General features: G+C 63.9%; 11 protein-coding genes. 7 read left to right on the top strand and 4 right to left on the bottom strand.

Annotation, left to right across the window (positions count from 1 at the left end; translation table 11 throughout):
- Window positions 1-24: 24 nt before the first annotated feature.
- Complete coding sequence (gene lexA, locus AABE10_RS18250; protein WP_090862039.1) at window positions 25-675, bottom strand: transcriptional repressor LexA; 651 nt, start codon at window positions 673-675, stop codon at window positions 25-27.
- A gap of 354 nt (window positions 676-1,029) precedes the next feature.
- Between lexA and AABE10_RS18245 the strand changes: the two genes are divergently transcribed.
- The 7 genes from AABE10_RS18245 to AABE10_RS18215 all read left to right on the top strand — a co-directional run bounded on the left by AABE10_RS18245 (window position 1,030) and on the right by AABE10_RS18215 (window position 8,933).
- Entirely contained in the window at window positions 1,030-2,103 is a 1,074-nt protein-coding gene (locus AABE10_RS18245) for a sulfate ABC transporter substrate-binding protein (protein ID WP_428983347.1), read from the top strand.
- A gap of 135 nt (window positions 2,104-2,238) precedes the next feature.
- On the top strand, window positions 2,239-3,141 hold the full coding sequence (gene cysT, locus AABE10_RS18240; RefSeq protein WP_342934665.1) for a sulfate ABC transporter permease subunit CysT: 903 nt from the start codon (window positions 2,239-2,241) through the stop codon (window positions 3,139-3,141).
- Window positions 3,138-4,106: a sulfate ABC transporter permease subunit CysW gene (gene cysW / locus AABE10_RS18235; protein ID WP_342934664.1), complete on the top strand. Its 969-nt coding sequence runs from the start codon at window positions 3,138-3,140 to the stop codon at window positions 4,104-4,106. Before cysT ends, cysW begins: the two co-directional genes overlap by 4 nt.
- 15 nt (window positions 4,107-4,121) lie before the next feature.
- Window positions 4,122-5,180, top strand: a complete 1,059-nt coding sequence (locus AABE10_RS18230; RefSeq protein WP_342934663.1) for a sulfate ABC transporter ATP-binding protein — start codon at window positions 4,122-4,124, stop codon at window positions 5,178-5,180.
- A 67-nt stretch (window positions 5,181-5,247) separates the two neighbouring features.
- The gene (locus AABE10_RS18225) at window positions 5,248-6,174 is read left to right on the top strand and encodes a CysB family HTH-type transcriptional regulator (RefSeq protein ID WP_342934662.1); all 927 of its coding nucleotides are present in this window, start codon (window positions 5,248-5,250) and stop codon (window positions 6,172-6,174) included.
- A gap of 123 nt (window positions 6,175-6,297) precedes the next feature.
- Window positions 6,298-7,329 (top strand): asparaginase, encoded by a 1,032-nt coding sequence (locus tag AABE10_RS18220; RefSeq protein WP_342934661.1) that lies wholly within the window; start codon window positions 6,298-6,300, stop codon window positions 7,327-7,329.
- 341 nt (window positions 7,330-7,670) lie between these two features.
- A complete protein-coding gene (locus tag AABE10_RS18215; RefSeq protein ID WP_342934660.1) occupies window positions 7,671-8,933 on the top strand; it encodes a PQQ-dependent sugar dehydrogenase in 1,263 nt (420 codons plus the stop codon).
- Between the two features lie 319 nt (window positions 8,934-9,252).
- Here the strand turns inward: AABE10_RS18215 and AABE10_RS18210 are convergent, their stop codons facing one another.
- From AABE10_RS18210 to gcl, 3 genes are all read right to left on the bottom strand, one after another.
- Window positions 9,253-10,161 carry a 2-hydroxy-3-oxopropionate reductase gene (locus AABE10_RS18210; RefSeq protein WP_342934659.1) on the bottom strand — a complete coding sequence of 303 codons (909 nt, stop codon included), beginning with the start codon at window positions 10,159-10,161 and terminating at the stop codon, window positions 9,253-9,255.
- Window positions 10,162-10,254: 93 nt separating this feature from the next.
- Window positions 10,255-11,055 (bottom strand): hydroxypyruvate isomerase, encoded by an 801-nt coding sequence (gene hyi, locus AABE10_RS18205; RefSeq protein ID WP_342934658.1) that lies wholly within the window; start codon window positions 11,053-11,055, stop codon window positions 10,255-10,257.
- 115 nt (window positions 11,056-11,170) lie between these two features.
- Entirely contained in the window at window positions 11,171-12,946 is a 1,776-nt protein-coding gene (gene gcl, locus AABE10_RS18200) for a glyoxylate carboligase (RefSeq protein ID WP_342934657.1), read from the bottom strand.
- Window positions 12,947-13,143: the final 197 nt, after the last annotated feature.

Here is a 13,143-nt window from a genome sequence, read left to right as displayed (position 1 = left end):
TCTCTCCAGACAGTGTTCAGATAATCAGAATTCCGTCGGCCGGATCAGTCCGACCGCGATGCCTTCCAGCGCGAATTCCGCGCTGCCGGCCTGAACAAAAATGTTTTCGTAATCGGGGTTCTCGGCGATCAGTTCGATGCCGTTCGGACGGCGCTTCAGGCGCTTCACAGTCACGTCGTCACCCAGACGCGCAACGATGATCTGGCCGTCTTTCGCTTCGCTCTTTTTCTGCACTGCGAGCAGGTCGCCGTCGAAGATGCCGGCGTCGCGCATCGACAGGCCGCGCACTTTCAGCAGGTAGTCGGGCTTGCTCGAGAAGAGCGCCGGGTCGCAGGTATAGGTCTGCGAGATATGTTCTTGCGCGAGGATCGGGCTGCCCGCAGCAACACGGCCGATCAGCGGCAGCGACAACTGCATGATGCTCGCGTGCGGCAGCGTGAACTGATGCGGCGAGTCGTCCGAGCCCGTGATGAGCCGAATGCCGCGCGACGCGCCTGCCGCCAGTTCGATCACGCCTTTGCGCGCCAATGCCCTCAAATGCTCTTCCGCCGAGTTGGCAGAGCTGAAGCCGAGTTCCGCCGCGATTTCGGCACGCGTGGGCGGAAAGCCCGTGCGCTCGATGGCGCGGCGGATCAGATCGAAAACCTGCTGCTGTCGTGCGGTGAGTTTGGTCATGGCGCCACTGTATGGATAGACAGGTGACTGTATTTTTATACAGTATTCGGCGCATTTCAAGCTTTACTTTAAGTTCGTCGCGGCGGGTGACGTGCAAGCGTCGAAAACCGGCGTCGTGACAGCGCACACGACGTCGCGACGAACGCCAGGCAGTTCTTTACCACGTTTGCATATTAAAAAATGAAGAAACATTATTTTTAATGATGAAAGCCCTTCGATAGACTGGCCTCCACTGATGCAACAGCAGCGCAGAAGCCGCGCCAAAGCCGCTTCCAGCTTGCGAAGCAGCGAATTTCGGCAGGCAGCGGAAGCGCCGGACGAGCGAAATCAAACCAACAAGACGGGAGAAGGTCGATGGGCAATCGGAATACGGGGTTCGCGGATGCGGTGACGATCAAGGCGCGCATGCCGGAAGACGGCGGCGCGAAACGGTTCATCGCGGCGCTTGCGCTGGGCGTGGCGTCGGCCGTCGGCATGATCTCGCAGGCGCACGCCGACACGACGCTGCTGAACGTGTCGTACGACCCGACCCGCGAGCTGTATCAGGACGTCAACCAGGCGTTCGGCAAGGAATGGAAGGCGAAGACGGGCGAGTCGGTCACGTTCAAGCAGTCGCACGGCGGCTCGGGCGCGCAGGCGCGCTCGGTGCTCGACGGCCTGCAGGCGGACGTCGTCACGCTGGCGCTCGCCTACGACATCGACGCGCTCGCCACGAAGGGCATCGTCGACAAGAACTGGCAGAAGCGCCTGCCCGACAACGCGTCGCCGTACACGTCGACGATCGTGTTCCTCGTGCGCAAGGGCAACCCGAAGCACATCAAGGACTGGGACGATCTCGTAAAGCCGGGCGTGTCGATCGTGACGCCGAATCCGAAGACCTCGGGCGGCGCGCGCTGGAACTATCTGGCCGCGTGGGCGTATGCGGCGCATCAGCCGGGCGGCAACGACCAGAGGGCGAAAGAGTTCGTCACGAAGCTGTACAAAAACGCCGGCGTGCTCGACTCCGGCGCGCGCGGCGCGACGACGAGCTTCGTGCAGCGGGGCATTGGCGATGTGCTGATCGCGTGGGAAAACGAGGCGTTCCTGTCGGTCAAGGAATTCGGCACGGACAAGTTCGAGATCGTGGTGCCGTCAGCGAGCATTCTGGCCGAGCCGCCCGTGGCCGTGGTCGACAAGGTGGTGGACAAGCACGGCACGCGCAAGCTCGCCGAAGCGTATCTGAACTTCCTGTATAGCGACGAAGGCCAGGAGATCGCAGCGAGGAACTTCTATCGTCCGCGCTCGAACAAGGTGCCCGCCGCGCTGACCGCGAAGTTTCCGAAGCTGAAGCTGTACACGGTCGACGACTCGTTCGGCGGCTGGGCGAATGCGCAGAAGACGCACTTTGCCGATGGCGGCGTGTTCGATTCGATTTACCAGCCGCAATGACATAGCGAGGCTGTGGAACGGAGCGCGTCCGCGTGGCGCGCTTTCGGCTGCTTACGGCGACAGACGAGTAGCGCACATGCGGGCGACGCATGGGCCATCCACGCGCCGCGACGCACAACCCTGAAGGGCATGAGCATGACGACGTTTAACCTGCGCAAGCCGAGCGCGATTCCCGGCTTTGGCTTGACGCTCGGTATCACGGTGGCGTATCTGAGCCTCGTGGTGCTGATTCCGCTGGCGGCCACTTTCCTCAAGACGGCGACGCTCGACTGGAGCCACTTCGAGCGCGCCGTCACGTCGCCGCGCGTGCTCGCGTCGTACCGGCTGACGTTTTTCGCGGCGCTCGGCGGCGCGCTGATCAACGCGGCCTTCGGTTTTCTCGTCGCGTGGGTGCTGGTGCGCTACCGCTTTCCGCTCAAGCGGATCGTCGATGCCATCGTCGATCTGCCGTTCGCGCTGCCGACGTCCGTCGCCGGCATTTCTCTCGCGGCGATCTATTCGGGCAACGGCTGGATCGGCCAGTTTCTCGAGCCGCTCGGCATCAAGATCGCGTTCACGCCCGCAGGCGTGCTCGTCGCGCTGACGTTCATCGGCTTGCCGTTCGTCGTGCGCACCGTGCAGCCCGTGCTCGAAGAGTTCGAGCGCGAGCAGGAAGAGGCGGCCGCGTGCCTGGGCGCGTCGCGCTGGCTGACGTTCCGGCGCGTCGTGTTGCCCGCTGTGTTTCCCGCGCTGCTGACGGGCTTCGCGCTGGCATTTGCGCGAGCGCTCGGCGAATACGGCTCGGTGATTTTCATCGCGGGCAACGTGCCGATGAAATCGGAGATCACGTCGCTGCTGATCATCACGAAGCTCGAGCAATACGACTATGCAGGCGCGACGGCGCTCGCCGTCGTGATGCTGGTGGTGTCGTTCGCGATGCTGCTGTTGATCAACACGCTGCAATGGTATTTGCAGCGGCGCACGAGCCGCATGCGCACGGTGCCTTCCGTGGCGGGCGCAGCGACGCATGCCGCCGCGCTGACGGGAGGTGCGCAATGAGCAGGAATTCCGCGGTGATCTCGCGCGCGCCCGTGGGCAATGCGAGTGCCGCGCGTCGCCCCGATCCCGTGACAGAGCCGCGCGCCGTGCGATGGATACTGACGGCCATCGCGCTGCTGTTTCTCGCGCTCTTTCTGGTGCTGCCGCTCGCCGCCGTGTTTTATCAGGCGCTCGCCAAAGGCATCGCGTTCTACTTCGAGTCGCTCGCCGATCCCGATGCCGTGTCCGCGATCAAGCTCACGCTGCTGACGGCCGCGATCGCCGTGCCGCTCAATCTCGCGTTCGGGCTCGCGGCGTCGTGGTGCATCGCGAAGTTCGAGTTTCGCGGCAAGGCGCTCTTGACCACGCTGATCGATTTGCCGTTCTCGGTGTCGCCCGTGATCTCCGGTTTGATCTACGTGCTGATGTTCGGCGCGCAAGGCTGGTTCGGCCCATGGCTCGCGAATCATGACGTGCAGATCATCTTCGCGGTGCCGGGCATCGTGCTCGCGACGATCTTCGTCACGTTCCCGTTCGTCGCGCGCGAGCTGATTCCGTTGATGCAGGCGCAAGGCAACGACGAAGAAGAGGCCGCGCATGTGCTCGGCGCGTCGGGCTGGCAGATGTTCCGGCGCGTCACGCTGCCGAACGTCAAATGGGGCCTGCTGTATGGCGTCATCCTGTGCAACGCGCGGGCGATGGGTGAGTTCGGCGCGGTATCGGTGGTGTCGGGCCATATTCGCGGACAGACGGACACGATGCCGCTGCACGTCGAGATTCTCTACAACGAATATAACTTTTCGGCGGCGTTCGCCGTGGCGTCGCTGCTCGCATTGCTCGCGCTCGTGACGCTCGGACTCAAGCTGCTCGCCGAGCGTCATCTGTCCGCGCAACTGTCGGGCGCGCGCGATGTGCCCGCGCATGCCGGTCCCGTTCAGTCCTCCGGTGCGGCGCCGCACGCGCGCGCGGCACATTCGGTTCAGTAAGGAGAGTGGTCGAAGATGGGCATCACCGTACGCAATCTGCAAAAACGCTTTGGCGACTTCACTGCGCTCGATGACGTCTCGCTCGATTTTCCGCCGGGCGAACTCGTCGCGCTGCTCGGGCCCTCGGGCTGTGGCAAGACCACGCTGCTGCGCGTGATCGCGGGCCTCGAATACGCGGACGCAGGCGAGGTCCTGCTGCAAGGCCAGGACGTCGCGGAAGTGGGCGCGCGCGAGCGCAACGTCGGCTTCGTGTTCCAGCACTACGCGCTGTTCCGCCATATGACCGTGTTCGAGAACGTCGCATTCGGCCTGCGCGTGAAGCCGCGCAAGGAGCGTCCTTCGGAAGCGGCGATTCGCGAGAAGGTGCACGAACTGCTGAAACTCGTGCAGCTCGACTGGCTCGCGCAGCGCTATCCGTCGGAGCTGTCGGGCGGACAGCGGCAACGGATCGCACTGGCGCGCGCGCTCGCCGTCGAGCCGAAAGTGCTGTTGCTCGACGAACCGTTCGGCGCGCTCGACGCAAAGGTGCGCAAGGAACTGCGCAGCTGGCTGCGGCGGTTGCACGACGATCTGCATATCTCGACGATCTTCGTCACGCATGACCAGGAAGAAGCGCTCGAAGTCGCGGACCGCATCGTCGTGCTGAATCACGGACACGTCGAGCAGGTCGGCAGCCCGCAAGACGTGTACGATCATCCGCAGACGTCATTCGTCTACGAGTTTCTCGGCGCGGCGAACCGGCTGCATGGCAGCGTCGACGACAAGGGCTTCGTCGTCGATGGCGCCGCGCAGCCGATCGCGATCGACGCGCATTTCGAGGGCCCGGCCTTCGCGTATGTGCGTCCGCACGATCTCGTGCTGTATCCGCAGTCGGCGGGGCATCGCGAGGGCATCGTGGTCGGCGTGCGGCGCGTGGTGACGCTGGGCGGCTCGGTGCGCGTCGAGCTCGAAGCGCGCGAAGGCCATGTGCTCGAAGCGGAGCTCGATCGCGAGGCATGGCGCGGGCTGCAACTGGCCGTCGGCGATGGCGCGACGGCCGTGCCGCGCGCGCTGCGCGTGTTTCCCGCGCAGTGACTGGTGCGTTCGTTTTCCATCATGCAGCTAACAACAAATTGACTCTGGCCGAACCGGAGACTTCAACATGAATTTCCAGCAATTGCGTTTCGTGCGCGAAGCCGTGCGGCAGAACATGAACCTGACGGAAGTCGCGAACGTGCTGTACACGTCGCAGTCGGGCGTATCGAAGCAGATCAAGGACCTCGAAGACGAACTCGGCGTCGACATCTTCATCCGGCGCGGCAAGCGCCTGACGGGCCTCACCGAGCCCGGCAAGGCCGTGCATCAGCTGATCGAGCGGATGCTGCTCGATGCGGAAAACCTGCGCCGCGTCGCGCGTCAATACGCGGATCAGGACAACGGCCATCTCGTCGTCGCAACGACGCACACGCAGGCACGCTACGCGCTGCCGAAAGTGGTGCGCCAGTTCACCGAGGTCTATCCGAAGGTGCATCTCGCGTTGCGCCAGGGCAGTCCGCAGCAGATCGCGCAGATGATCATCAACGGCGAAGCGGACATCGGCATTTCGACGGAGGCGCTCGACCGTTATCCCGACATCCTGACGTTCCCGTGCTATTCGTGGCATCACATCGTGGTCGTGCCTAAAGATCACCCGCTCGTGGGCCGCGAAAACCTGACGCTCGAAGAGATCGCGGAGTACCCGATCGTCACGTATGACCAGGACTTCACGGGCCGCTCGCATATCGACCAGGCGTTCGCGAAGGTGGGCGCGCTGCCCGACGTCGTGCTGACGGCCATCGACGCCGATGTGATCAAGACCTACGTCGAGCTCGGCATGGGCATCGGCATCGTCGCGGCGATGGCGTTCGATCCGAAGCGCGACACGGAGCTCGTCGCGCTCGACACGCAACATCTGTTCGAAGCGAGCACGACGCGTGTCGGCTTGCGCAAGGGCGCGTTTTTGCGCGGCTACGCGTATCGGTTGATCGAGATGTTCGCGCCGCAACTGCACGAAGCGGACATCGCGAGCCAGTTGCGCGAAGCGGCCTGAGCGCGGTAAGCGGCACGAGCGCGGCATGAGCGCGGCATAGGTCTCGAAGGCGTCGCGAGCCTCGCGCGAAGGCTCGCGTTTTCATCGATGGCGGCGGCGAGCGCATCGCTTACAATCGCCGCCATGAATACCTCTACCACTACCTCTACATCGTCCGCGTTGCCGCGCATCGCCGTGCTGGCCACGGGCGGCACGATCGCGGGCGCGGCGCCCGATGCAACCAATACGTCGGGCTATCAGGCGGGCGTCGTCGGCGTCGGTCAACTGCTCGCGGCCGTGCCGTCGCTCGCGACGGTGGCGAACGTGCAGGCCGAGCAGGTCGCGAGCGTCGACAGCAAGGACATGGCGCTCGCGCTGTGGACAAAGCTCGCGCAGCGCGTCGACGAACTGCTGGCTTCCGGCGAGATCGACGGCGTCGTCATCACGCACGGCACCGACACGCTCGAAGAAACTGCGTACCTGCTGCACCTCACGGTCAAGAGCAACAAGCCCGTCGTGGTGACGGCGGCGATGCGGCCGTCGTCGGCGTTGTCGGCCGATGGTCCGCTGAATCTGCTCAACGCGGTGACGGTCGCGGGCAGCGCGCAGGCCAAGGGGCAGGGCGTGCTCGTCGCGTTCAACAACCGCATCCATAGCGCGCGCGATGTCGTGAAGACGAGCACCTATGCCGTCGATGCGTTTCACTCGCCGGAAATCGGCGCGCTCGGCTGGGTGCAGGATGGACGCGTCGAGTTTCAGCGTGTCGTCGTGCGGCCGCATACGACGGCGACGCCGTTCGCGATCGCACCGACCCGCGCGCAATGGCCCGTCGTCGAAATCGTGGCGAGCTACGCGGGCGCGTCGCGCATTGCCGTCGATGCGCTCGTCGCTGCGGGCGTGAAGGGCATCGTCGTCGCGGGCACGGGCAACGGCTCGATTCATGCGACTTTGCAGACGGCGCTCGCCGAGGCCGCGGCAAAGGGCGTGGCGATCGTGCGCTCGTCGCGCGTCGGCTCGGGGCACGTGATGCGCAACGGCGCCGCTTCCGACGATGTGCTCGGCTTCGTGACGGCGGGCGCGCTCAATCCATACAAGGCGCGCGTGCTGTTGATGCTCGCGCTGTCGGCGGGACACGCGACGCCGGTTGTATTGCAACAGATGTTCGATACTTACTGAGCCGTCCCGCACGAAGGCAGCCGGTTATATCGCAAATCGCTTTCCGCAAGCCTTATCGCGTTCGTCCTTTGCCGCCGCCGCGACGCCAGTGACTTCGGCGCCTTCGCGCGCGCTTTCCGTCCACGTTCCCGCAAGCCACGCAATCTGCATCGACGATGACTCGCGTCACGTCGATGCAGGCCGGCATCCGTTCCTACGTTCGCGGCAACATCGTCTATAACAATCAATAGCCAGACGATTGAGGCACGCAAATCTTCATCACCTGAAACGCCCGAAACGTTCATGTCTTTCCAGTAGTTGCAATTCCAACAAACGGCATCACGATTAATGGAGACATCACGATGAACGCAATTCCGAGGCTGCTGCCGCTCGCGGTCAGCGCGGCGCTCGCGGTCCTGCCCGCTGCGCAGGCAGCTCAGGACAACGTCCAGGCGTTGTCGAACTTCAAGACGACGGGCAATACCAAGCCGGCCGAAGTGGTGCCGCAGACAGGTCCGCGCGCCGAAGCGCTGCGCGAGAACCTGAAGGCGATCAAGCTGCCGCCCGGCTTCAAGATCGAGCTGTATGCCGTCGTGCCCGAGGCGCGCGCGATGGCAATCGAGCCGTCGACGGGCGTCGTCTTCGTCGGTACGTACAAGGATCATGTGTGGCAGGTGACGGACCGCACGAAGCGGCGCGTCGCCGACGATGTCGTGCAGTTCGCCAGTTCCGTGAACTTCAAGGTGCCCAACGGCGTGTGCTTCTCGGCAGACGGCGTGCTGTACATCGTCGAGCAGAACCGCGTGCTGGGGTTTCCCGCCGCGCAATTCTTCGGCGAACGCGGGCCCGACGTCGCGGCCGCTGTCGTCGTGCCGCAAGGCAAGCTGATTCCGACGCAGTTCGAAAGCTTCAACCACGGCGCGCGCTACTGCCGCGTCGGGCCGGACAAGAAGCTGTATATCGCGCTGGGCCAGCCGTGGAACGTGCCGCCCAGGGACAAGCTCGCCGAGCTCGACAGAAACGGTCTGGCAGGCATCATCCGCATGGATCAGAACGGCAAGAACCGCGAGGTCTATGCGCATGGCGTGCGCAATTCGGTGGGACTCGATTTCAACCCGAAAGACAAGACGCTCTGGTTCACCGACAACCAGGTGGACGGCATGGGCGACGACATCCCGCCCGGCGAGCTCAATCACGCGACGAAGGCGGGTGAGAACTTCGGCTTTCCGTGGTACGGCGGCGGCAAGGTGCGTACGGAAGAGTACAAGAAGGAGACGCCGCCCGCAGGCGTCGTGTTTCCCGTCGTCGAGTACGCGGCGCATGCGGCCGACCTCGGCATGACGTTCTATACGGGCAAGATGTTCCCGACGAAGTACCAGGGCGGCATCTTCGACGCCGAGCACGGTTCATGGAACCGCACGAAACCGGTTGGCGCGCGCATCATGTTCACGCCTGTCAAGGATGATGGCAGCGTCGGCGAGACGGAAGTGTTTGCGGAAGGCTGGCTCACGCGGAACGGCGAGTACATGGGGCGTCCCGTCGACGTGCAGGTGTTGCAGGACGGATCGCTGCTCGTATCCGACGACTACGCGGGCGCGATCTATCGGATCTCTTATTCGAAGTAATTGCATTGCCGGCCTCAGCCGATGGCCAGCATGTAGTGCGACTGCCAATCCGACGACAGTCGTTTGAAAAGCGGTTCGAAAAGCGGTTCGACAATCCGACAGCAGGACACCCGACGATGACGTCTGACCGACCAAGGCTTCCCCGGCATCGCCGGGTGCCGCTGCGGACCCCACTTGCCGCCCTCAGCCCAGAGCGGCTTGATTTGCCCGATCCGATGCGTGCCGCGCGCCGGACCGGGCGCCCCACCAGTGCGCTGTCGTGAACATCACACGACAGCTTGCGTTGCCTGCTTCTACTCGATAAAGAAGGCCCCGAAACTCAGGCCGCTTTCTGATCGGCGGCGGGTGCCTGCGCGACTTCGAAGTTCGCCATGATTTCGAGCGCGCGGACCATCGCCGAGTGATCCCATGCCTTGCCGCCGTTCGCCGCGCAGACGCTGAAGAGTTGCTGCGCGCTCGCCGTGTGCGGCAACGCGATGCCCAGCTTGCGCGCGCCGTCGAGTGCGAGGTTCAGGTCCTTCTGGTGCAGTTCGATGCGGAAGCCCGGGTTGAACGTGCGCTTCGTCATGCGCTCGCCGTGCACTTCGAGAATGCGCGACGATGCGAAGCCGCCCATCAGCGCCTTGCGCACGCGCTCAGGATCGGCGCCCGAACGCGCGGCGAACAGCAGCGCTTCCGCGACGGCTTCGATGTTCAGCGCGACGATGATCTGGTTCGCGACCTTGCAGGTCTGGCCTGCGCCGTTGTCGCCGATCAGCGAAACGTTCTTGCCCATCAGGTCGAAGAGCGGCTTGGCGAGATCGAAGGACTTTTGCGGGCCGCCGACCATGATCGTCAGTGTCGCATCGCGCGCGCCGATTTCCCCGCCGGAAACGGGCGCATCCAGATAGTCGCAGCCCAGCTCGTTGATCTTCTTCGCGAACGTCTGCGTGTCGAGAGGGGAGATCGAGCTCATGTCGATCACGAGTTTGCCCTTCGACAGACCCTTCGCGACGCCGTCATCGGCGAACAGCACGTTCGCGACGTCGGGCGTGTCGGGCACCATGACCACGACGATGTCGGCAGCCTGCGCGACAGCCGTCGAATCGGCGACGACCGTGGTCGTCCTGGCGAGATCTTCCGGCACCGGGTACGCGCCGTTGACGAACAGCGAATGGCCGCCCTTGATGAGGTTGCGCGCCATGTGCGAGCCCATGATGCCGAGGCCGATGAATCCGATCTTTGCCATTGATTAAGTCTCCAGAAATGAGGTTCGAAAAAATGTGCTCGTGTGCTGACGGGGTCGTGCCTTGATTTCAGGCCTTGATTTCAAGCCGCCAACTCAGGCGGACGCACGCGCGCGCTTCACGCCCGCGACGTTTTCCAGCCAGCCGAGGCCTTCCGTGGTCGTCGTGCGCGGCTTGTACTCGCAGCCGACGTAGCCCTGATAGCCGAGCGAATCGAGCAGATCGAACAGGAACCGATAGTTGATTTCGCCCGTGCCCGGCTCGTTGCGGCCCGGGTTGTCGGCGAGCTGGATGTGGGCGATGCGCGCGAAGTGCTTCCTGATCGTCGCGGCGAGTTCGCCTTCCATCCGTTGCATGTGATAGATGTCGTATTGCAGGAACAGGTTGTCGGAGCCGACGGCGTCGATCACGTCGAGCGTCTGCGCCGAGCGGTTCAGCGCGAAGCCCGGAATGTCGTACGAGTTGCATGGCTCGACGAGCAGCCGGATGCCTTCCTTCTTTAGCTCGGCGGCGGCGAAGCGCAGGTTGTCGACGATCGTCGCGCGCGCCTTGTCGGCATCGACGCCCTTCGGAATACCGACGAGGCAGTTCAGTTGCGGCACCTTCAGCGCTTTCGCGTATTCGATCGCGCGGCCCACGCCTTCCTGGAACTCGCCGACGCGGTCCGGCAGCGAAGCGATGCCACGCTCGCCTGCTTCCCAGTTGCCCGCGGGCAGGTTGTGCAGCACGAGCTTCAGCTTGTTCTGCGCGAGACGCTCCGACAGTTCGTTGATCTGATACGGGTAGGGGAACAGAAATTCGACAGCGTCGAAGCCCGCATCGGCGGCCGCGGCAAAGCGGTCGAGGAACGGCACTTCGTTGAACAGCATCGTGAGATTGGCGGCAAATTTCGGCATGTTGCTTTTTCTCTCTGGTCGGTCAAATTGAACAACGCGGTGCGCACGGACGCGCTTCGTTCGAAGCGCATCCATCCGGGTGAAGCGAATACAGCGGATACAGCAGGTATGGCGATCAGTCGAGCAGGCTGACGGCGCTCGGCGCATCGGCGCGCGTCAGGGCGAGCTCTTCGAACTCGTTGATCGCATCGATCTCGGTGCCCATCGAGATGTTCGTCACGCGCTCGAGAATCACTTCGACGACCACGGGCACGTTGAACTCGGAGAGCATCGACTGCGCTTTTTGCAGCGCGGGCTTGATGTCTTCCGGCTTGAACACGCGGATCGCCTTGCAGCCGAGGCCTTCCGCCACGGCGACGTGATCGACGCCATAGCCTTCGACTTCCGGCGCGTTGATGTTGTCGAACGCGAGCTGCACGCAGTAGTCCATGTCGAACGCGCGCTGTGCCTGGCGGATCAGGCCCAGATACGAGTTGTTCACGACGACGTGCACATACGGCAGCTTGAACTGCGCGCCCACGGCCAGCTCTTCGATCATGAACTGGAAGTCGTAGTCGCCCGACAGCGCGACGATCGGGCGTTGCGGATCGGCGGCGCGCACGCCGAGCGCAGCCGGAATCGTCCAGCCGAGCGGGCCGGCCTGGCCGCAGTTGATCCAGTTGCGCGCCTTGAACACGTGCAGGAACTGCGCGGCGGCGATCTGCGACAGGCCGATCGTGCTGACGTAGCAGGTGTCGCGGCCGAACACCTGGTTCATCTCTTCGTACACGCGCTGCGGCTTGATCGGCACGTTGTCGAAGTGCGTCTTGCGTTGCAGCGTGCGCTTGCGCGCCTGGCACTCTTCGACCCATGCGCCGCGGTCTTTCAGCTTGCCCGCCGCCTTCCATTCCTTCGCGACTTCGACGAACAGTTCGAGCGCGGCCTTCGCATCGGACACGATGCCGAGATCCGGGCCGAACACGCGGCCGATCTGCGTCGGCTCGATGTCGACGTGCACGAACTTGCGGCCCTTCGTGTAGACGTCGATGCTGCCCGTGTGACGGTTTGCCCAGCGGTTGCCGATGCCGAGCACGAAGTCGGACGCGAGCATCGTTGCGTTGCCGTAGCGATGCGACGTTTGCAGGCCGACCATGCCCGCCATCAGCGGGTGATCGTCGGGAATCGCGCCCCACGACATCAGCGTCGGGATCACGGGCACGCCGAGCGTTTCCGCGAACTGCACGAGCAGGTCTTCAGCGGCTGCATTGAGCACGCCGCCGCCGGACACGATCAGCGGCTTGTGCGCATCGTTGAGCATCGTGAGCGCTGCTTCGATCTGCTTGCGTGTCGCCGCGGGCTTGTAGACGGGCAGCGGCTCGTACGTGTCGATGTCGAACTCGATTTCGGCGAGCTGCACGTCGATCGGGAGATCGACCAGCACGGGACCCGGACGGCCCGAGCGCATCAGATGGAAAGCCTGCTGGAACACGCGCGGCACGAGCGCCGGCTCGCGCACGGTAACGGCCCACTTCGTGACGGGCTTCGCGATCGATTCGATATCGACGGCCTGGAAATCTTCCTTGTACAGACGCGCGCGCGGCGCCTGGCCCGTGATCGCGAGGATGGGGATCGAGTCGGCGGAAGCGGAGTAGAGGCCCGTGATCATATCGGTGCCCGCGGGGCCCGACGTGCCGATGCACACGCCGATATTGCCGGGCGCTGCACGCGTATAGCCTTCCGCCATGTGCGACGCGCCTTCGACGTGGCGCGCCAGCACGTGACTGATGTTGCCCGCCTTGCGTATGGCCGAGTACAACGGATTGATGGCGGCGCCCGGAACGCCGAAAGCCGTGTCGATGCCTTCTTTTTCGAGCACGAGCACTGCTGCGTCGACGGCTCTCATCTTGGCCATGTGTGTCTCCTGGAAGTCTGTCTTGCCGATGTGTCAAAGGGTGTGGAACACACTTTAAGACTGCATCCAAGGTTTGATAAGATCATCCACGGTCGCTTATTCCAAAACAAAAAGTATGGAATGTGGGCGGGGCGCCGGTTGGGGCGCGACGCAGGGAAATGGCCGTGGGACGGGCGTGCGGCCGGGTTGCGTGGGAC

The sequence above is a fragment of the Paraburkholderia diazotrophica genome (assembly GCF_038900755.1).
In the GTDB taxonomy this organism is placed as follows: domain Bacteria; phylum Pseudomonadota; class Gammaproteobacteria; order Burkholderiales; family Burkholderiaceae; genus Paraburkholderia; species Paraburkholderia diazotrophica_A.
Note: the sequence above shows the minus strand (reverse complement) of the source record. Positions and strands in the feature narration are given on the sequence as shown.

Coding starts and splice junctions, on each gene's coding strand:
- lexA (WP_090862039.1), bottom strand. CDS start 675: ATGACCAAACTCACCGCACGACAGCAGCAGGTTTTCGATCTGATCCGC.
- AABE10_RS18245 (WP_428983347.1), top strand. CDS start 1,030: ATGGGCAATCGGAATACGGGGTTCGCGGATGCGGTGACGATCAAGGCG.
- cysT (WP_342934665.1), top strand. CDS start 2,239: ATGACGACGTTTAACCTGCGCAAGCCGAGCGCGATTCCCGGCTTTGGC.
- cysW (WP_342934664.1), top strand. CDS start 3,138: ATGAGCAGGAATTCCGCGGTGATCTCGCGCGCGCCCGTGGGCAATGCG.
- AABE10_RS18230 (WP_342934663.1), top strand. CDS start 4,122: ATGGGCATCACCGTACGCAATCTGCAAAAACGCTTTGGCGACTTCACT.
- AABE10_RS18225 (WP_342934662.1), top strand. CDS start 5,248: ATGAATTTCCAGCAATTGCGTTTCGTGCGCGAAGCCGTGCGGCAGAAC.
- AABE10_RS18220 (WP_342934661.1), top strand. CDS start 6,298: ATGAATACCTCTACCACTACCTCTACATCGTCCGCGTTGCCGCGCATC.
- AABE10_RS18215 (WP_342934660.1), top strand. CDS start 7,671: ATGAACGCAATTCCGAGGCTGCTGCCGCTCGCGGTCAGCGCGGCGCTC.
- AABE10_RS18210 (WP_342934659.1), bottom strand. CDS start 10,161: ATGGCAAAGATCGGATTCATCGGCCTCGGCATCATGGGCTCGCACATG.
- hyi (WP_342934658.1), bottom strand. CDS start 11,055: ATGCCGAAATTTGCCGCCAATCTCACGATGCTGTTCAACGAAGTGCCG.
- gcl (WP_342934657.1), bottom strand. CDS start 12,946: ATGGCCAAGATGAGAGCCGTCGACGCAGCAGTGCTCGTGCTCGAAAAA.